Origin of the sequence: Microbacterium esteraromaticum (assembly GCF_028747645.1) — a bacterium.
Taxonomy (GTDB): domain Bacteria; phylum Actinomycetota; class Actinomycetes; order Actinomycetales; family Microbacteriaceae; genus Microbacterium; species Microbacterium esteraromaticum_C.
The window spans coordinates 2,157,356-2,174,543 of record NZ_CP118100.1 but is presented as its reverse complement, the minus strand read 5'-3'; the positions used below and the strand labels follow the sequence as shown (position 1 = coordinate 2,174,543).

Below are 17,188 nucleotides of genomic sequence, written 5' to 3'. Positions count from 1 at the left end.
CACCTCCTATTCCAGCGCGATCTCCACGAACTGCGGGAGGCCGGGCCAGTCGGCGACCGCGACGACCAGTGCCGTCGTCTCGCGTTCGTTCGCGCGGCCACGCCAGATCGTCACGAGCGACCCGACAGGCATCAGGTGTTCGAGGTCGAGCGCGATGCGGGACTGCGACATGAGCTCGCGGCCGTCCGCGGTGCGGATCAGCTTCCGCTTATCATCGATCGCGGCGCGCTTCGGCACCACCTCGACGTCGTCGTGCTGCGGACCGTAGGTGCCCTCGCCGAGCTTCGCGCGGTACGACACGAGCCCGCCGTGAGGCATCATCCGTTTCGGGAGCCGTCTCATCGGTACATCACCGACCAGTCGATGCCGGGGCAGGAGCGCAGGATCTCCTCGACCGCAGGCGCGTCACGTGCGTCCTGCTTCGCCCGGGCGTCGGTGGTTCCACTACCGCCAGGCAACGAGACGCTCAGGATCGACCCGCCACCACTCTGTGCGCCCGCGCCGGTGGCGTCGCCGGTCTCTGCCCAGAACGCCAGCAGTGCGACGGTCGCGTCCTTGATCGCCGCTGCGACGTCGTCGTCCGTCGGCTTCCCCTCGGAGTCGACGGCGAACCGAGCGGTCTTGAGTGACGCACGGATCGCGTATGACGCGGCGCGGAGCGTGAACGCGACGTCATCGAACTCCTCATCGACGGACGCCGGAACGTCGGACGGTTCGGCGTACGGGAACCACACGGTCACTCCTTCTTGCTGCGTCGCGGCTTCTCGACCGGTGCGGGAGCGTCCACCTCAGGGTCGGTCGGCGCGGGAGCCTCCGGCGCGGAATCGGTGATGGTGGCACCGATGAGGGCGAAGTAGTGGCGGACGTTCGTGCCGAGCCTGTCGACGGACGCCGAACCAGCGTTGAACTCGATGCCAGCGAGCAGGTGGCTCGAGGCGAGGTGCTCGGGCAGGGTGATGGTAATCATCTGATGCTCCTTCGGGCAGTGAGGGCGACACACAGCAGCGTGCGCCGCCCTCGGGGGTTACTCGCCCGCGGGCGCGGTGAGCTTGGCCACCTTCGTGGCCTTCGACGCGTTCGAGCGCCACGTGATGCCGCGCTCCTTGCCGAGAGCGTCGAGCGCCTCGTCAGTCCACGTCTCGTCGGGGACGGGGACCTCTTCCGGGGTCTCAGCGGCAGGCGGGAGCACGGGGATTCCGTCCTCACCGGTCGGCGCCGCGCTGCCGTCGGCGTTGATGATCTCGCCGGGGGCGACGTGCTCGCCGTCCTCGACAGGCTCACCGATGATCTCGATGGGCGGGTTGTTCTCGGTGCCAGGGATTGTCTCGATGACGTCGGCGGGGGTGCTGCCTGTGTCACCGACCGCTTCTCGGGCCGCGGCTTCAGCGAGCTCAGCCTCGGTCAGCGGAGTGCCAGCGGGCGGCACGGTCGCGTCGGGGACGGGGACCTCTTCCCAGCGGGCTTGTGCTTCGAGGTCCGGGCGTGGTTCGTCGCTGACGACGATCTGGCCGGAGTTGATGTTCTGGTAGGCGGGTGCCATGGTGCTCTCCTTTGTGTGCGGACGGGCGCCCGAGTGGTCTCGGGCGCCCGTCCTCGTGGTCACGCCGCGTCGGCGCCCTTGATCAGGACAGCGCGATCCGCGTCGAGCGTCTTGACGCCGTACAGGATGTCGAGGGAGAACACGGTGGCCTTGCGGTCCATCGAGTAGTCCCAGGTGACACGGATGGCCAGGCCGTCGCGGGTCTCGACGGCGCCGTTGGCGCCCGGGGGGACGGCCATCGGCGCGGACGCGAACGCGAACGCGGTGCGGTGGAACGCGAGACCGACCTCGGTGGTCGGCTCACCGGTCGCAGGGACACCGGCGGGGCCGGCGATGTTCTGCGTCCAGTACGGGTCGAAGCCCGACAGGCGGCGGCCGATGTACGCCTCGCGCAGCGCCTCGGTGGTGCCCGACTTCTCTGCGTGCTGCAGGTCGTCGCTGTCGAGCCACGATGCGTGCGTGCCAACACCGATCACTGCGCGGCGCTCCGTGGTCGGGACCTTCGCGGCGTTGAGCACGCCGCCGGCGCCGATGAGCACACGCGGGTCGGAGTAGGCGCGGGCACGGAACGGGTCGTTTGCGACGACGGTGCCGACTTCCTGGGTGATGTCGTTGCGGAGGGTGAGGATCTGCTGGTCCACACCGGTCGCGATCGCGAACGCCGCGGGGGTGATCAGACGCTCGTCGAGGTCGTCGATCTCCAGCATGAAGTCCTCGGAGGTGACCTCGAAGTCGACGGTGTCGAACTGGTCGAGCTTGACCGGCACCTTCGACTCGGTCGCGTCCTGGATCTCGATGCCGTTCGCGCGGTTGAACTTCTTCGACTCGAACACGGCAGGCTTGCGGACGTTGACGGTGTCGCCGACACGTGCCGAGGCGAAGTCCGACGTGATGTCGGTGTAGACGAGCTGCTGCATGACCAGCTGCTCACGGAGGGACACGAGCGCCTGACGGGCGATCACATCCGGGGTGACGAAAGTGTTAGCCATGGTGGCCCTTTCTGCCTAGAGGCGGTTCTTGCGGCGCTCGGCGCGGCGCTTCGCCAGACCCTCGAAGGAGGTGTCCGGCTCGGCCGGTGCCGGGTCGCCGGTGGGGATGTTCAGCCCGTTGCTGTTGGAGGTGGCCACCTGGACCTTCCGGTAACGGGCGTTGGTGTCGATCTCCGACTTCACGAGGTCCTCCACCTGGGAGGCGTAGTTGTCGGCGGTCGAGTCGATGGCCGCGAGCTTCTTCTCGAAGTCGCGGGAGTCGAGGAGGGCGTCAGCGTCGCCCTTGTGCTTACCGGCGAAGCGGAGCACGGCATTTTCGGCACGGAGGGCCGTCTGAGCGGCCTGGGCGGTGGTGAGGTTCGAGTCCTTGTCGCGCAGTGCCTCGGTGAGGCTCTCCACGGTCGGGGCCTCGTCATCCTTCACCAGCCCGAGTGCCTTGCCGATGTTCTGCACGAGATTCCGTTGAGCGGTCTCGGCCTCTTCCTTCGCCTTCTTCGCGGCATCACGGTACGAGGCCGCTTCCTTGTTCGCCTTGGTGAGCGACTTGCGCGCCCACTCAGGCAGCTCGTCGATGTTCTCGCCGGCGGGATCGGCATTCGGTTCTGACGGTGCGGCTGGCTCGGCGGCCGGTGCCGGGGGAGTGGGAACGGGCGGTGTCGGCTCGGCGGCGGGCGCGGCGGGGTTGGTGGCGGGTGCTTCATCGGACATGGGTGTCTCCTTCCCGGCGCCTGGCCGGATTTGGTGGACCGCGCCGACATGACGCGGGGTCTGGCCACGCCCGGGCGGACGCGGTAGAATGGCGAGTGAAGGCGGCAGGCAGTTCACTAGGACAGCCGGGCCGCCTTCGTCGTGTCAGTTGCGCTGGATGCGGGTGACGGTCCCGTCGCGGGCGATGTGGATCATCGACTTCCACCAGATGTTGTGCTCGAACCGCCGGCGCATCTCATCGAGCACTGCGGAGTCGTCGAGCGGCGTTCGCGCGGTGTCCAGGACTACGCGGGACGCACCCTGTTCCTTCGCACGGTGCAGCTGGTTGGAGATGGTGCTCGCCCCCGCGCCGCGGGGGCTCTTGAGCTCCCACAGTTGGCTGTCGATGGTCACGTCGATGTTCTTCACCCCGGGCCGGTTGTCGATCTCGCGGAAGCGGACACGCAGCCCGACATCGGCGAGGCGATTCGCGGTCGCGACCTCGTGGTCCTGCAGCGGGAGTCCGGTGGGCACGTGGGGTGCTACTCGGGTGCCCGCTGACACCGGGCGGAGTATCCGCTCAGCGGGGCCCGCGCCGGCGTCCGGCGGGTGGCCGTCGGCGAAGCGGACCTGCGCGCGGTTGTAGCGGCGGCGCTGACCGGTCGCGGCGACGTGCTCGCGTGTCGCCTTCTGGATCGCGAGGATTCGACGTTGCTGCCGGTTTGCCTTCGCGGTGTCGCCGGCGGCCGTCGCGATCTCCAGCTTCCGTTTCGCGTCGCGTTCGCTCACCTCCAGCTCTCGTAGCCGGGTGCGGGCGGCGTGAGCTGCAGGATCATAGCCGGATGCCGAGACGGGGATCTGGAAGCCGGGAAGGTACTCCACGGGCATGCACGCACAGTTCGGGTGCTTGGCGCCGGACGCCCGCCAGTCCTCGAACGTGCCGGCGACGTTGACGGTGATCATGCGATCCTCGAACGCGTGCGGGACGAGCCGAGGGCCGGTCGGGCCGGTGCGGGCGATGATCTTCCCGAACCATGACGCGCAGGGCTCGCACGCGGCGTTCCCACCGAGCACGCTGAACAGGTCGATTCCAACCTGCCCTGCCCGGTACATCTTCGCGTCGTCGTACGCGCGGGACACGGCCGTGCGAGTAGCCATCTCCGTGTACGTGCCGATGCGCCAGTTGCGTCCCGCGATGTCGGTGAAGCCGGTGACGCCGCGCTCAAGGAACTCGTGCAGTGCGGCCTTGCGTGCCAGGTCAGAGGGCATTCCCAAGGGCACCTGGCCGACATGGTTCGCGATGACCTGCTGGTACACGTCGCCGCCGACGACGAACTGGCCCATCGCGTCGCGGGGGTAGCGGAGGATCCTGGCGCGCATGTCGGCGAAGGCGTTGCCGAGGTCGTACGCGACGAGCGCAGCGGCGAGTGCACTCTGGGTGGACACGCCAACCAGCGGCGGAACCGCCGGGAGTTGGACGACGGAAGCCGCGCCCTCCCTGGCCGCGCGGGCGACGATCCCCTCGGCGTACTCGCGGGTGATGCCCTCCGTAAGTGCCGCGGCGACGCCTTCGAGCTCTCGCACGATGCGGAGTCGCTCGGCGAGGTCCGGGTACTCGGGGAGGTCGCGGATCAGGCGGCGGGCGATCGCTGCGAGAAGCCGTGTCTCGGCATCAGCGAACGTGCCCGCCACCTGAGCGGCGATCCGATACACGAGCGACTGGTAGTCGTCATGCTCGGGGGAGAACCCGGCCATGGGTCACCTCCGCTCAGCGGCGGCGTGAGGCCCGCCATCCGTCGATCAGCCCTGTGACCAGCCCCCAGACGAATCCACAGATGGCGGCGAACGCACAGAGCGTCAGCGCTGCAGTCACGGCTCCTCCGGTGTCTCGCCGGCGGCCTCGCGCGCCATCCGGTCACGCATCCGGGCGACATCCTCCGATGACGGGTCGGTCGCGTCGTGCACGGCGCCGACTTTCGTCGGGTCCGCAGAGGCTCCGACACCGAACTCGGCCTTGATCTTGTCGACCTCGGTATTCACGGTCGGGCCGTCCCACTCGGGATGCTGCAACCGCACACGTGTTTCGATCGACGCGGACTGTGACGCGAACAGCATCTGGTTCGTGCGGGACATCGCTTCCTGATCGGCTTGCGCTTCCGCGGGGAACCGGAACTCCGGCTCATCCTTCGGCTTCTCGCCGCCATAGAGCTCTGCGTCCAACTGCAGCCAGGTCAAGAAGAACGGTGCGAGCGTCTTCCAGTAGTTGATCTTCTTGTCACGGGTGCGTTCAGAGAGCCGATCATCGGACTTGATCTCGGTCGCCGTGCGTAGCCCGGCCTCAGAGCCACCGATGCTGCCCGGGGTCCAGCCGGCAGAGCGCATTGCCTGGTCGCGGAGGTCCTTGACCGTGGCGGCATGCTGCTCGACACGGATCTCGAACTGGTGGGCATGGAAGCCGAACTCCTGGCCGCCGGGGCCAGTGAGCGTGGCCATGCCCTCGTACACTTCGCGGTCGTAGTCGAAGCTCGCGCCCGAGCCGAACGATGCACCGGCTTCGAGGTACTGCTTCGCGACGACGATGCGGGCCTTCGCGATGCGGATATCTCGCATCCACGACGACCACACCTCATCGACCGCATCGAACAGCTGCACGATGTCGGTGAAGTCGGAGATGCCGAGGGGTGCGAGGTGCGGTTTCTTGCGGAACAGCTTGTTCGGGCGCATGTTCGGTACGTACGCGGCCGTCAGCCCTTCCACGCCGGTCGCGAGCGCAGATGACTCGTTCGCGAGCAGCGGTGCCAGCCATTTGGTTTCGGGGCGCTCAGTGACCGGGACACGGCGTCCGAGCTTCCCCTTCGTGCCCTCGAACAGGCCATGCTCGATGAGTCCATGGGAGTGGTGCTCCAGGTGGCGCCACACCTTCCCGTCGTCCTCGGCGATCTCCGACCAGAACGTGACCTCGTGGAGCTGCCCGTACCGGAACGTCGGGATTGCGGCGTCCGCGTGCACGGCTTCGGCGCGCACAGCCTTGAGGTTCTCGGTGTCCCAGACGAGTCGCAGGTACGTGCCGCCGAGCGCGGATGCCACCTCACCGGCCTCAAGCAGTAGCGAGTGGAACGCGGGAGTGTTGATGACCTTCTCCGCGCGATCCTGCATCCGGTCGCGGGGAGTGTTGCCGTTCTCAGAGCGCTCACCGGGAAGGACCACACGGGGAGCCTCGGAGAACAGGTAGTCGGCCGAGAGCGTCGCGATGTCCGGCGCGAGCGGGATGTGCAGTCGCGCGCGGCTCTCGCCCTGCCTCGGGGGCTTGCCGAGCCAAGCGCGGGCACCGAACCCGACGAGACCGCCGTTGTACTGGGCGGCGTGGGTGATCGGCTGCGACTGGTACTTCTCGGTCAGTCCCGCGATGTCACCGACATACCAGCCATCGAACACGGCGAGCATGTCGAAGTAGTCCTTGAACTCGGCCGGTGGCCATGTGACGTTCCCGGTGGGCAGCGGCATGATGGGGCTCCCTTCCGGGGATCGTGTGGGGGAGGGGCGCAGGTAGTCCTCAGCGGAGGTTCGGCTTCGTGGGAGCCTTCGCGGGATTCTCGAGCCGCGTTGACGCCCCTCCCTGGTCTGTGGGGTCGATCTCGTCGATCGGTTCGTACGGGTCGCAGTGGAAGATGCTCCCGAACAGTGACGGGACGGGTTCGCCGCATCCGGGGCATTCGAATTGCATCCAGCTCACGGGGTCCACCTCCTCGCCTGGTTGGTGCGCGCGACCCGACTCGCACCGGGTGGCAGTCTGTGCCAGTTCCTGGCGCGCGCAGTGCATCCGTTCTCGTCTTCTCGGGTGGATGCGACCCTCAAACCGGGGAGGAGACAGCCTCTGGACGTTCAGTCGTCGTTCGCGTCGAGCATGGCGTGCTCGATAGTGACCGACAGGAATCGGGCGAGACCGGCAGCGGTCACGACGGCTGTCTGCGGGCCGATCGCGTACGTCTCACCGCTACGGAGAGGGAGCAGATCATCATCCGAGAAATCGATCCGCGATGTTGCGGTGCCGAGCACCCAACCGCTTACGGTTTTCCCCTCGCCGCCGGTCTGCTCCACGAAGTTGTGAATGGCGTCGTCAAGGCGCTGCAGCGGAGTCTGCTTTACGGCTGGGGTCGCCGCCGACGGCCGCTGATACGTCTGCTCGAAGATGTCCGGCTTGCACGGGTAGAACTCGCCCTGCACGCCCCGGATGATCCAGTCGCCGATGTCCGCCCGCATCTGTCCTTCGAGTGTGTGGATGAACAGAGCGACGGGACCGGTTCCGCCGTCGGTGTTGTACGCCGAAGCCTCTCCGCCGTTTGCCCTGATCCAATTGACGATCGCCTGAGAGTCCATATACGCGCCGAGCCACATCGCCTCAATCTCGACCGGCTTCTTGCGGAACCGCTCCGGGGCACTCACGTGTACCTCCGGCGGCCGATCCACGTCAGGTGATGCGTGTGCGGCGAAGAGGCCCAGCAACCCCGGCAACGTCGGGTGGAGAGCGCCACGAGCAGACGGCGGATCATCGTTCGACTCCCTTCAGCGCGACGCACAGCGCCGGATCCTGAGCGAACACGCACCCGACGTCCCCGCCCGTGATGGCAAGGCGGACGCCGACGACGCCGGCGACGAGGGCGAGGATGATCACACCGACGATCACGCGGGCCATCACGTCGACCGATTCGCGCTTGCGGTGCGTGGTCATGCGCTCGGCCCCGTAGCGAAGATCGCACGGTTCGCGCGCATCTGCACGTCCTCCAGCGCGGTCAGCGCGAGGGACTGGTTCCGGGATCGGGGCGTGAGTTCCTCGATCGCGACGGCGAGCTCGACAACGAGGTTGCTGAGCTGTCGGACGGCGTCGCGCTGCTCATCGGTCGGTGGCTGGCCAGTGGAGGCGGTGATGAACCGTGCGCGTGCGCGGTCCTCGGCGGTCGGTTCGGGACGCTTGGACTCTGCCATGATCATCTCCTTTGGTTGTCCCCGGCTCTGCGGGGTGACCCGGCGCCGTGCCGGGAAGCGAGTGGACGATACGCTCGGAGCCATGACCGACGATGAGCGCGATCAGGAACACATGCGGGCAGTGTGGAAGCTCTGGAACATGCCCTTGGCAGATGTCGCGAAGATCGAAGCGGACCCTCAGCATCCGCTGCATGAGGCAGCCGTCATCGCCGGCCAGCGGATGATGTCGCCGTTCACTGCTGCGTTCCAATCACAAAGCGCCGCACTCGGCCAGAAGTACCAGGCCGAGTTCGGCGAGTGGGCACGCAAGGCGCTGGACCCAGTTGCGACAGCATTCAGGGAGTCTGGACAAACGTCGTACGGCTCAGCGCTCGAAAATCTGGTCCGCTCGAACAACCGCGCGGTCTCGCGAGTGATGTTTGACCCTCCGCTGGCTGTTGACGTGCCGCAGACTGGCGTCGAGGTTGATTTCTCAAGTGATGCTCCGCCTGAGATAACCGTTGCGGAGGTGCATGACGCCGCGGAGAGTGTTGTAGCGGCTGGGCTCACCCAACTGTTGCGCATTCAGCAGGATCAGTTGGATCACATGACCAGCGATGCTCGAAGTCGAGAGGACGACGCAGGAAAGGACCGCACGATCCTCGTGTGGGGGCTCATCGTAGGCAGCCTGACCTTGCTTGCGACCGTCGTTCTTGGCATAGCCAACCTCAGCAGCTAGATGGCCGCTACCCTGTGGGCATGGGCCTGTTCAGTAGCAAGCCGCGCGGAATGACGCCGGCAGAAGAAGCCGCGCGGCGTCGTGGCGTGCACATTCCGGACGATGCGGCCGCCAACGCAGCGCAGGCGCAAGCCGCGCATCGTGCGGCGACAGCGGCACCGTCAGCCCCGATCCAGTCCGCGCCGGCGTTCGAGACGAAACGGATCAAGCTGTGGGATTCCGGGTTCCTCGGCACCTCGCACCCCGATCAGAAGGAGCTCGAGCGGTTGCTCGCTGACGGGTGGGAGATCGTGAACAAGGAGCGGTACACGCGACGGCCGTGGTACACGCTCCGCCGCCCCAAGCGCGGCTAGGCGCTACGCTCGGCGGCATGGAGATCGCTGGATTCGTCGTCGCTGTGCTGGCCGTTGCCGCATCGGGGTTCTCACTCTGGTACGCGAGGGCTGCGAACATCACGTCAGACAAAGCGCTCGATCTGCAAGCCGGGATCGATGCACGTGAGCGGGAGTTCCGCGATGTCGTATGGAAGGGCAGTTATGAGACCGCTGAGGACAATAGTGTCGTTTTCGCGCTCACGAATGTCGGCTTGACGCCCGCCAAGCAGGTCACGCTCGTGTTCACCCACAATCAGGAGAGGCGGGCGCATTCTCTTGGTGACATCGCCGTCAACGGGACTGCAACCGCGACCTTCACCACCGAGATGACGGGAGGTCTGGCTGTTGAGTTGATGCTCTTCACTGACCCACCTTTCTTCGTTCACTGGTCGAGCCCCGCTGGACAGGTCGAAGAGTACGAGTACAAAGGGAGGCCACGCCAGCCAGGGATGTGAGAAACCACCTCCCGAGCGCTCCGGTCAGGCCGCGAGTCCCCAGTTCAGCATCGGTCGCCACATCGTCTCGGTCGTCGCGATCACGTACCGGCCGCCGTCCAGTGAGTGGTCGTTGACCTTCACGGGGACGTCCTGGCCATTCAGTGCCGCCTTCGAATCCCACGAGTAGCCCGGCGCCTCGGACGTCCAGCCCGCACACCGATCGGTGACGACCAACTGATCCTCCGCGAGTAGCGACGCGACCGTGCTGATCCCGTACGAGACGTTGTTCAGGCCGCCGGCCGTTGGGATGTCCAGCAGGTTGAGTTCCTTCTGGAAGTGGATCGCGGCGGGGTCAACGATGATGAACTCCGGTCGGAGAGCCGTCTCGTAGGGGAGATGGTCGCGGTGCAGCCAGTCACGGAACAAGCGCGCCTGCTGGGACGGAGACAGCATCGCGGCTTCGTCCTTGCGGGCGTCGTGCCGCCACTCGTCGATCAGCCACAGGCGGGAGCCGTAGCGGCCGTTCTGCTGCTTCTCCTTCGAGACGCCGAGCAGAAGCCCCGTCGACGGGTTGTTGGTGCCGAAGTCGAGGCCGACGCCAAGGAGGCGGTGCATCGACGGGACCGTTGCCCAGGGGCGGATGTGGCGGGACGGATCCCACATGCCGTAGATCGCGCCCTCAGCGGACACCCACTCACCGAGAATCTGCCGGCGGTACCAGAGGCCCGTGTATTGCGACCGCAGCCGTGCTTTCACCGTCTCGGACAGGGACGGGTTGTCGTCCATCATGAAGTGGTAGCGGCGCCAGTCGGGCAGGTGCAGCATCCGGTCGATGAAGTCGGTCTTGAGCCAGTGGGCGGGGGAATCCGGGTTCGTCGTCGCGAACAGCTTCGAATCGTCCAGCGACATGCGGTTGAGGACCTGCTTGAACGCGGTCTCCTCGATGACAGTCGCCTCGTCGACGTAGACGAGCAGGACCGTCATGCCTCGGATCTTGCCCTCAGCGCGAGAGTCATTGATACCGATGACCTGCACCTCGCGGCCGAAGATGTGAGCCGTCGGCGCGTTCTGCCGGTACTTCACCACATGACGGAACGCCCGCAGACCCTCAGAAGTCTCGATCGTCTGGAAGAAGTTGCGGTAGATCGAGCCGAGGTTCTTCCCGACGATGAGCAGCTGTCCGTTAGAGTCGCCCTCGATCTGAGCGACAGCCAACAGGAACGCGAGCACGGAGACGTACGTCTTCCCCGCACGAATCGATCCCTCCCACAGGTTGAACGTAGCCCCGTCCTGCAAGCATGCGTTCAGCGAGCGGACCTGATTACGGCCCAGGCTCGGAAGCTGAATCGTGCTCGGTGCCGGAGGAGTCATCGGTCACCTGCCCGTAGTCATCGCCCCGCAGAGCAGAGGCCATGGTCGTCACGAACCCGGCGACTGCGGCACGGACATCGGCGGCACCGTCTTCGGGTTTCTTCTCGTACAGACCGAGGAGGCGTGCGCGCTGGTCCATGATCTTGAGTGCCCGGTCGACGGAGTAGTTGTCGCCTCCACGTGCGGCCTCGTACAGGCCAGCGAACATGTCGTCCAGGCGGGAGAGTTCGAGTTCGAGGAGCTCGGTCGCGGACTCGCGGGTGATTTCCTTGATCGCCTTCTGGACCTGGGTGTGGGCGGTGCCCTTGTTGGCCCATCCGACCTCGTCCGCGATCTCTTGGTAGCCCCATCCGGCGCGCCGAAGGTCGAGCGCCTGCTTGCGCTTCTCGGCTGCTGTTGCTCGCCGGTCGGTTTCATTCACCATGGGGTTGCCTCTTTCGCTTCACCGCGCCTGGCGGGTCAGTGGGGGATGCTCGACGCCTGGCCGGGCATGGCAGAGCCCCCAGGAGATCGGGTGTCGTCCTGGGGGCTCTGGTGTTGCAGTGCGGGATTAGCTGCCGGAGGATCGGCCTGCTCGGGCGGATGCTGCACGGCGTGTGCCGGTGCGGCGTCCGGAGAAGCCGGTGCCGCTCGCGAGGTTCGCGAAGCCTTCGGCTGCGGCGATGCCACCGCCGATGTACTGCGCAATGGATCGGTTTCGCATGAGGGGTGTCTCCTCGGGTCAGGAGCCGGACGAGCGGCCAGCGGATGCGGATGCGGCGCGTCGGGCCTGGGAGGCGCGGAAGGCGGTGCGGATGCCGCGGGCGATGTTGCGGAAGCGGTCACGCATGGTGTCACCTCCTCACGGTGGATCAGTCGAGGTTGACGCCGAGGCTGTCGGCGACGAAACGACCGTCGAGGTACTTGTCCCCGTGGGCGATGAGTCCGGCGCGTTCGAGGAAGCGCTCTTTCTCCTCGCGGGAGTCGAAGCAGACTGCGAACCAGTACTCGTTGTCGGTCGCGCGCTTGAACCGGTCGGATTCCGCCTTGGCGCGGTTCCGGTACCCATGCTCGAGTGCGGTGAACTCGGCGGCCGCGTCTTCTGCGAGCTTGCCGGTGTACTCGACGGAGGCGAGCGGATCGGGCTCGGGGGTGTACTTGGGTCGGCGCCCGGAGAGTCCGCCGGCGGAGCGGCCGGATCCTGGGCGCTTGCGGGGGCCGGAGAGCCCGGAAGAATCGCGGGTCATCGGTTCGTCTCCATGTTGGCGCGGAAGAGCTCGAGGTCGGCGAGGGGGAACCAGTCGAGGATGCGGGCGAAGTCATCTGGGAACCGCTCGCTGATCGGTTTCAGGAATCGAAGGTCGATGCCGTCGAAGGATCGGCCGAACAGTTCGTAGTCGACGGGGAGGTTGATGTTCGCGGCGGCGATGCGGTCGAGTACTTCGCCCTTGAGCCAGTCTGCGACGGCAGACACCTTGCGGTCCTTCGGTTTCATGATGCCGTGGCGGGTGAAGCTCGCGCGGCGGACGATGCTGTCGGATGCGCGGACGCCATCGGCGATCCAGGTGTCGGGGGCGAGGCCGAGGTCTTCGCGGATGAAGGTCCACATGGTCGCATAGTCGGGGATCGGGAGTCTGGCCGCTTCGATGACCTCGCAGCGCTCTGGTGGCTGGAAGACGAAGTTGTTGAGCCAGCGGTAGAACGACGGGTGCGGGTAGCGGTGGATCGGCTTGCCGAGCGCCTTTTCGAGGTCGGTGAGGCCTTGCTCTACGAAGTCGAGTGTGCGCCCAGGTGTGCGGCCGGGGATGTAGTAGAGGTGCGCGAGGACGGTTTCGATCCCGGCGTCCTGCAGGGCGAGCTCGGTGGCGATCGCATCCTTCCCGCCGGAGAAGGCGACGAGCACCGGTCGACCTTCGGCCTTGAGGTGGTCGCGGATCTCGGCGGAGGTTGGTTGGCCCTTGATGATGGTCGGCATCACGACTCCCACGGGGTGCTGATTGAGCGCGGTCCGGTGAGCTTGACGACTTCACCGCGGGCTGATGCTTGCTCGAGTCGAGCGCGCCGCCAGTCCGCGAGGTCGGTGGACAGGTCCGGGTGGTCGGCGCCGATCATCACGACGCCGGCATAGCTGCTGATGGTGACGATGTCGCCCTTGACCGCGACGACGGTGGAGGGGCGGCCCTGAAAGGTGACGGACTGGCCGGCGGCGAGGGCGGTCATGCGAGCGCCCTCGCGGATTTCAGCATCTGGTCGAGGGCTTCGGCGAGGCGCTCAACCCGGGCGAGTGCATTGAGCGATTCCGGGTCTACATGCTCGGAAGCGATCTCGAAGACGGTCTCGAAGTCGAGGGGGGCATGGTTCTCGATCTCGGCGCTGATGCACTGCGCGAAAGCGGCGGCGATAGTTGCGGAGCTCATGTATAGAGTGTAGCGACGCTATACAGTTGGTGTCAACCGGCGATGTACTCTATACGCATGGCGAAGCTCACCGATCTGAAACAGGTCAACATCGAGACGCTCAACGCGCACCAGGAGAACATTGCGGAGAAAGAAGCCGCGCTCGCCGGAGCGATCCGCGCGCGAGATGAGTTCGTGCGAGGCATGCTCGCCATGAACTACAGCCCTACTGCTATCGCCGACGTCCTGGGCGTGACCAGGGGTCGGGTCCACCAGATCGGCAAGTCCTAACGATCGCGGGTTGCCTGGACACGGTCACGTGCGGCTGCTGGGCCGGATGTCTGGGATGCTGAGGGGGTGATTTGTGCCGCCGCCGCGTTCCCCGTCAGTTTTGGTCCGCATGAGGCCGATTGGTGGATGGTCGCGGTCACGGCTAGCTCCGTGGTCGTTTCGAGCGTTTTGGCTTGGCTGGCGTATCGGAATGGTCGGCGGGCGACTGTTATCGCGAGTGAGGCGGCCGCACGGGATGAGGAGCGCGGGGTTCAGGCATCGATACAGCGCGCGGAGGAAGCGCGGGCCGAGGTTGCCCTGTCGATGCTCAGGGCCCTTGCAGTGATGGAACGATTTGCGAGCAATGAGCCGCACTACGCCGATCTTGAAACGGAGCTGCATCTTCGTCGAGCGGAGGCGCTGGCTCAGATTGACGTCTATTCGACCTCGGAAGCGGACGAAGAGCTTCACGTGTGGTTCGCGGCGCAGATGGCCGAGCTTGAGAAACTCGGCCGGAGAACGCCCGTCACCCTCGCGAAGGTGATCCCCATCGTGGGCTTCGTCCGTCAGGGAATCGTGCTGTGGAATCAGCGCGCGGTGTCAGTCGATTCGCTGGTGATGGGACAGTTGGAGTGATTGAATACCCGGCAACCTTGTGAGGGTGGCGATGGTGTCGGCATCTGGGATGCTGTGACCATGACTGAAGCTGTGCTCATTGCTCTGGTCGCCGGTGGGGCAGGCCTGATCGGAGCCATTGTGGGTGGTGCGACTTCCCTACTAACGACCTATCTGGGCCCGAAGTGGGAACGCACGCGGAGTGAGGCATCCGAGTTTCGAGAACGGCGCCGAGCCGCGATTATTGAGTGGATCGACGCGTCGCAGCGGGTAGCGAACGCTGCGGTGCGCAAGGCAGCAGATACGCCTGAGCGATCAGCCGATTTCAACCTGGCGCTCTCGCAGCTGACTTCCTTGCTCTCGGCGGATGAAGCGCCCGTCGACAACTTCCTGCACGGCGTTGGGTCCTACGCTGGAACGTTCAAGACCAATCGAGGCGCTCGCGCTCTGGTCATCGCGAATGCAGGAAGGATGCTCATCGCGTGGCACCGCGGATCCTTGCCCATGTCAGCGCTGAAACCGTTCAAGCTCATCCACGCCAGCGGCCTGAACAAGAGCTCCGTAACCTTTACGAGCAACTGGGGCGACGCGGTCGATGGTGAAGTGCAAGATGATCCCAACCCAGCCGTCGTTGAGTAGGCGAAGCCCGGTGTTCTCCTGTGAGAGCCGGGGCTTCGTTCTGGGCGGAGTGATCCACCATCTACGTTCTATCGTTGCGTGTTTCGCGAATTAATGCACGTCACCGGGCCGCGACACGAGGACCATTGATCCGGGGGATTTCCTTGCGGGCGGTTTCTTCAAGCCTTCGGATCAGCGCAAGCCATGCATCGGTGAACTCCGAGGCCAGCTTCATCCGTATCGCTTGATCTGGATGCGCACCGGAGAGGTTGGCAGACATGGGGGAAAGCACTTCCTCCCAGAACTTGAGCATTTTATCGTTCATCTCGTCGACGACCTCGGCCAATGAGCCGTCGGCGACGAGGAGCTGCAGGTCCGTCAGCTTGGCGTGCAAGTCATCCCCGAAGCGCTGGAAGTCTTCGCCCGACGTGGAGTTGTCCAGAAGGTCGAGAAGGTTCTTGGAGAACTGCTCTTTCGATTTCGAGAGCGAGAGTCCAGTGGAGAGGCCGGTTGTGGCTCCGCCCCAGCCGCGCGCAGCGATCAAGACGCCGACCACGAGCGTCCGGATTTCTCGTTGCAGCGTCATCGAGCGCTGGTCGAGGTCTCGTTGGCGTGCGCTGCGGTTCGTGAGCCATGCGGCGCCGAGGCCGCTGAGAAGCGTTGCAGCGACACCGACGAGCGCCACGATTCCGGTTTCAGTCATGCGCCGATGCTCCCACACCTCATCGACGTTCAGCCGCCCCGCGGGGCCTCCCGCGCCGCACCGAGGGTTCGATGCGTAGGACGGCCTTGGACATGACCTGTGTCACGCCGTTGGCGTTGGTGCGGGTTGCGAGGCGGCCGGCGTCGATCCACCTGTAGATCTGGGAGACGTGGCGGCCGACGAGGACCGAGGCTTCGCGAATTGTCACCCATTCTTTCGGCTCAGGCATTGGGACTCCCGGCGGTAGCTTGGTGGGCATGGATTCTGTGGAGCAGTTGACGAAGGAACTGCGCTTGAAGGGCGGCGCCCAGCGTGCCATCGAGGACGATGCCGAGGCCGCCGAATGGCGAAAGCGAGCGCGTGCTGCGGCGCGTGCGCTCGGCAGGCCGGTGGAAACGGCGCGATGTGGCCGTGTTACGGTCGCCGCGCTCCGGGACTGGCCGGCGAACGAGCTCGAGGCGGAAGTCCACCAGGCGAAGCTGCGGAACGCGATGGACCGCATGGCTTCGTCGTTCAAGAGCGACGCGTAGCGTGCTCATCGCTCTGCGCTCCCGTCCTCGCGATCTGGACTCGGCTTGAAGATCGCCGGTTCCGGTACGGGGTCGGGCATCGGCGGCTCGGTGTGTGACACCAGTTCCTCCCAGAACCGGGGATCGCGGCCGAACTCGCGTTCGTCCATACAGTCGACGCAGACCTCTATCGTGATCTTCGGGCAGGCCGACCAGTCTTCCGGTTGGCCGTCCTCATCGATGTGCTCGCATTCACCCTCGACACAATCCCAGCCGAGAGCGTCGGTGATCGTGACTCGCTCCTTGTGGTCAGGCATGTTCGCTCCCGTTCTCTGTTGAGGGCTTGTGGCGGGACAGCACGGCGCGGATCTGAGCTCGCCCGAACATGTCCTGTGGGCAGCCGTACATGCCGCGCGGCCACATCGGTTCGATCGCTTCGACCGCCGCGATGATCGAGTCACGCTCGGATTCGGCCTCGGCCTGCTTCCGCTCGGCTTCCTTCACGCGGGCGATCAGGGCGAGCGTGGTGGGCGGATCGAACGCGGCGATGTGTGCACGGTCCTCGTCGGACGCGTCGGTGCCGCTCGCGTCGTGCCCCCACCCGCTGAGCACTTCCTCTGGGTATCCGTCCTCGCCATGGTCGACAGTCACCAACGACTCTTGCCCCAGTGTCCAGGTTTCCTCGACAGGCGGCTCCCACTCCCACGGCCCTGGTGTTGCTGCTCGTGCTACCGCCTCCAGGGCGTCCAAATCCAGATCAGTCATCGGAAACCTCCTCGTGTACCCGCATCCGCTTGAAGTTCCATTCGTCCTTCCGCATGAGATGTGCGGTCGGCTCCTCCACCGTCACCTCGGCGTCATCACCCATGCCCTCGGCTGCGATCACGAGTTTGCGCAGGTCGCCCAGGGTGAAGCCGCGGTAGTTGGTCGATGAGATTGCCGCGCGGCGCACCGTGCTGTCCCAGCGACCTGCTCGGGATTCCTTCTCGTCGCTCATCG

Annotated in this window: 29 protein-coding genes; 7 read left to right on the top strand and 22 right to left on the bottom strand. The window is 65.8% G+C overall.

What is annotated here, in order from left to right:
* Positions 1-6 precede the first annotated feature (6 nt).
* The 11 genes from PTQ19_RS10385 to PTQ19_RS10335 all read right to left on the bottom strand — a co-directional run bounded on the left by PTQ19_RS10385 (position 7) and on the right by PTQ19_RS10335 (position 8,199).
* A complete protein-coding gene (locus PTQ19_RS10385; RefSeq protein ID WP_274367270.1) occupies positions 7-342 on the bottom strand; it encodes a hypothetical protein in 336 nt (111 codons plus the stop codon).
* Complete coding sequence (locus tag PTQ19_RS10380) at positions 339-740, bottom strand: hypothetical protein (RefSeq protein WP_274367269.1); 402 nt, start codon at positions 738-740, stop codon at positions 339-341. The genes PTQ19_RS10385 and PTQ19_RS10380 overlap by 4 nt, the downstream gene beginning before the upstream one ends.
* A complete protein-coding gene (locus PTQ19_RS10375) occupies positions 737-967 on the bottom strand; it encodes a hypothetical protein (protein WP_274367268.1) in 231 nt (76 codons plus the stop codon). Before PTQ19_RS10375 ends, PTQ19_RS10380 begins: the two co-directional genes overlap by 4 nt.
* A 57-nt stretch (positions 968-1,024) precedes the next feature.
* Positions 1,025-1,540 carry a hypothetical protein gene (locus PTQ19_RS10370; protein ID WP_274367267.1) on the bottom strand — a complete coding sequence of 172 codons (516 nt, stop codon included), beginning with the start codon at positions 1,538-1,540 and terminating at the stop codon, positions 1,025-1,027.
* A gap of 59 nt (positions 1,541-1,599) precedes the next feature.
* The gene (locus PTQ19_RS10365) at positions 1,600-2,529 is read right to left on the bottom strand and encodes a P22 phage major capsid protein family protein (protein ID WP_274367266.1); all 930 of its coding nucleotides are present in this window, start codon (positions 2,527-2,529) and stop codon (positions 1,600-1,602) included.
* A 15-nt stretch (positions 2,530-2,544) separates the two neighbouring features.
* Entirely contained in the window at positions 2,545-3,237 is a 693-nt protein-coding gene (locus PTQ19_RS10360; RefSeq protein WP_274367265.1) for a hypothetical protein, read from the bottom strand.
* A 144-nt stretch (positions 3,238-3,381) separates the two neighbouring features.
* On the bottom strand, positions 3,382-4,971 hold the full coding sequence (locus PTQ19_RS10355; protein ID WP_274367264.1) for a phage minor capsid protein: 1,590 nt from the start codon (positions 4,969-4,971) through the stop codon (positions 3,382-3,384).
* A gap of 114 nt (positions 4,972-5,085) precedes the next feature.
* Positions 5,086-6,720: a phage portal protein gene (locus tag PTQ19_RS10350; RefSeq protein WP_274367263.1), complete on the bottom strand. Its 1,635-nt coding sequence runs from the start codon at positions 6,718-6,720 to the stop codon at positions 5,086-5,088.
* 378 nt (positions 6,721-7,098) lie between these two features.
* Positions 7,099-7,659 (bottom strand): hypothetical protein, encoded by a 561-nt coding sequence (locus tag PTQ19_RS10345; protein WP_274367262.1) that lies wholly within the window; start codon positions 7,657-7,659, stop codon positions 7,099-7,101.
* A gap of 103 nt (positions 7,660-7,762) precedes the next feature.
* On the bottom strand, positions 7,763-7,945 hold the full coding sequence (locus PTQ19_RS10340; protein ID WP_274367261.1) for a hypothetical protein: 183 nt from the start codon (positions 7,943-7,945) through the stop codon (positions 7,763-7,765).
* Positions 7,942-8,199, bottom strand: coding sequence for a DUF7681 family protein (locus PTQ19_RS10335; protein ID WP_274367260.1), 258 nt, complete (start codon positions 8,197-8,199; stop codon positions 7,942-7,944). The genes PTQ19_RS10340 and PTQ19_RS10335 overlap by 4 nt, the downstream gene beginning before the upstream one ends.
* A gap of 82 nt (positions 8,200-8,281) precedes the next feature.
* On the opposite strand from PTQ19_RS10335, the gene PTQ19_RS10330 reads away from it, so the two are divergent.
* Genes PTQ19_RS10330 through PTQ19_RS10320 form a run of 3 tightly spaced genes read left to right on the top strand, consistent with a single transcriptional unit; the run spans position 8,282 to position 9,746 of the window.
* Positions 8,282-8,917, top strand: a complete 636-nt coding sequence (locus tag PTQ19_RS10330; protein ID WP_274367259.1) for a hypothetical protein — start codon at positions 8,282-8,284, stop codon at positions 8,915-8,917.
* 20 nt (positions 8,918-8,937) lie between these two features.
* The gene (locus tag PTQ19_RS10325) at positions 8,938-9,270 is read left to right on the top strand and encodes a hypothetical protein (protein WP_274367258.1); all 333 of its coding nucleotides are present in this window, start codon (positions 8,938-8,940) and stop codon (positions 9,268-9,270) included.
* Positions 9,271-9,287: 17 nt separating this feature from the next.
* A complete protein-coding gene (locus PTQ19_RS10320) occupies positions 9,288-9,746 on the top strand; it encodes a hypothetical protein (protein WP_274367257.1) in 459 nt (152 codons plus the stop codon).
* Between the two features lie 24 nt (positions 9,747-9,770).
* Here the strand turns inward: PTQ19_RS10320 and PTQ19_RS10315 are convergent, their stop codons facing one another.
* From PTQ19_RS10315 to PTQ19_RS10285, 7 genes are all read right to left on the bottom strand, one after another.
* Positions 9,771-11,024, bottom strand: a complete 1,254-nt coding sequence (locus tag PTQ19_RS10315) for a PBSX family phage terminase large subunit (RefSeq protein WP_274367256.1) — start codon at positions 11,022-11,024, stop codon at positions 9,771-9,773.
* Between the two features lie 25 nt (positions 11,025-11,049).
* Positions 11,050-11,523: a hypothetical protein gene (locus PTQ19_RS10310; protein ID WP_274367255.1), complete on the bottom strand. Its 474-nt coding sequence runs from the start codon at positions 11,521-11,523 to the stop codon at positions 11,050-11,052.
* A gap of 126 nt (positions 11,524-11,649) precedes the next feature.
* Positions 11,650-11,802, bottom strand: a complete 153-nt coding sequence (locus PTQ19_RS10305; RefSeq protein WP_274367254.1) for a hypothetical protein — start codon at positions 11,800-11,802, stop codon at positions 11,650-11,652.
* Between the two features lie 148 nt (positions 11,803-11,950).
* A complete protein-coding gene (locus PTQ19_RS10300; RefSeq protein WP_274367253.1) occupies positions 11,951-12,325 on the bottom strand; it encodes a hypothetical protein in 375 nt (124 codons plus the stop codon).
* Positions 12,322-13,053: a hypothetical protein gene (locus PTQ19_RS10295; RefSeq protein WP_274367252.1), complete on the bottom strand. Its 732-nt coding sequence runs from the start codon at positions 13,051-13,053 to the stop codon at positions 12,322-12,324. The genes PTQ19_RS10300 and PTQ19_RS10295 overlap by 4 nt, the downstream gene beginning before the upstream one ends.
* Entirely contained in the window at positions 13,053-13,298 is a 246-nt protein-coding gene (locus PTQ19_RS10290) for a hypothetical protein (protein WP_274367251.1), read from the bottom strand. Before PTQ19_RS10290 ends, PTQ19_RS10295 begins: the two co-directional genes overlap by 1 nt.
* Complete coding sequence (locus PTQ19_RS10285; protein ID WP_274367250.1) at positions 13,295-13,495, bottom strand: hypothetical protein; 201 nt, start codon at positions 13,493-13,495, stop codon at positions 13,295-13,297. The genes PTQ19_RS10290 and PTQ19_RS10285 overlap by 4 nt, the downstream gene beginning before the upstream one ends.
* A gap of 57 nt (positions 13,496-13,552) precedes the next feature.
* Here PTQ19_RS10285 and PTQ19_RS10280 point away from each other — a divergent pair, with 57 nt between their 5' ends.
* From PTQ19_RS10280 to PTQ19_RS10270, 3 genes are all read left to right on the top strand, one after another.
* Positions 13,553-13,765: a hypothetical protein gene (locus tag PTQ19_RS10280; protein ID WP_274367249.1), complete on the top strand. Its 213-nt coding sequence runs from the start codon at positions 13,553-13,555 to the stop codon at positions 13,763-13,765.
* Positions 13,766-13,831: 66 nt separating this feature from the next.
* Entirely contained in the window at positions 13,832-14,380 is a 549-nt protein-coding gene (locus PTQ19_RS10275) for a hypothetical protein (protein WP_274367248.1), read from the top strand.
* A gap of 60 nt (positions 14,381-14,440) precedes the next feature.
* A complete protein-coding gene (locus PTQ19_RS10270) occupies positions 14,441-14,998 on the top strand; it encodes a hypothetical protein (RefSeq protein ID WP_274367247.1) in 558 nt (185 codons plus the stop codon).
* 100 nt (positions 14,999-15,098) lie between these two features.
* Here the strand turns inward: PTQ19_RS10270 and PTQ19_RS10265 are convergent, their stop codons facing one another.
* Positions 15,099-15,680 carry a hypothetical protein gene (locus PTQ19_RS10265; protein ID WP_274367246.1) on the bottom strand — a complete coding sequence of 194 codons (582 nt, stop codon included), beginning with the start codon at positions 15,678-15,680 and terminating at the stop codon, positions 15,099-15,101.
* Between the two features lie 257 nt (positions 15,681-15,937).
* Here PTQ19_RS10265 and PTQ19_RS10260 point away from each other — a divergent pair, with 257 nt between their 5' ends.
* A complete protein-coding gene (locus PTQ19_RS10260) occupies positions 15,938-16,210 on the top strand; it encodes a hypothetical protein (RefSeq protein ID WP_274367245.1) in 273 nt (90 codons plus the stop codon).
* 5 nt (positions 16,211-16,215) lie between these two features.
* Here the strand turns inward: PTQ19_RS10260 and PTQ19_RS10255 are convergent, their stop codons facing one another.
* The 3 genes from PTQ19_RS10255 to PTQ19_RS10245 are packed head-to-tail and all read right to left on the bottom strand — an operon-like array spanning position 16,216 to position 17,186.
* Positions 16,216-16,506: a hypothetical protein gene (locus tag PTQ19_RS10255; protein ID WP_274367244.1), complete on the bottom strand. Its 291-nt coding sequence runs from the start codon at positions 16,504-16,506 to the stop codon at positions 16,216-16,218.
* Positions 16,499-16,954, bottom strand: coding sequence for a hypothetical protein (locus PTQ19_RS10250; RefSeq protein WP_274367243.1), 456 nt, complete (start codon positions 16,952-16,954; stop codon positions 16,499-16,501). The genes PTQ19_RS10255 and PTQ19_RS10250 overlap by 8 nt, the downstream gene beginning before the upstream one ends.
* Positions 16,947-17,186 carry a hypothetical protein gene (locus PTQ19_RS10245; RefSeq protein ID WP_274367242.1) on the bottom strand — a complete coding sequence of 80 codons (240 nt, stop codon included), beginning with the start codon at positions 17,184-17,186 and terminating at the stop codon, positions 16,947-16,949. The genes PTQ19_RS10250 and PTQ19_RS10245 overlap by 8 nt, the downstream gene beginning before the upstream one ends.
* Positions 17,187-17,188 lie beyond the last annotated feature (2 nt).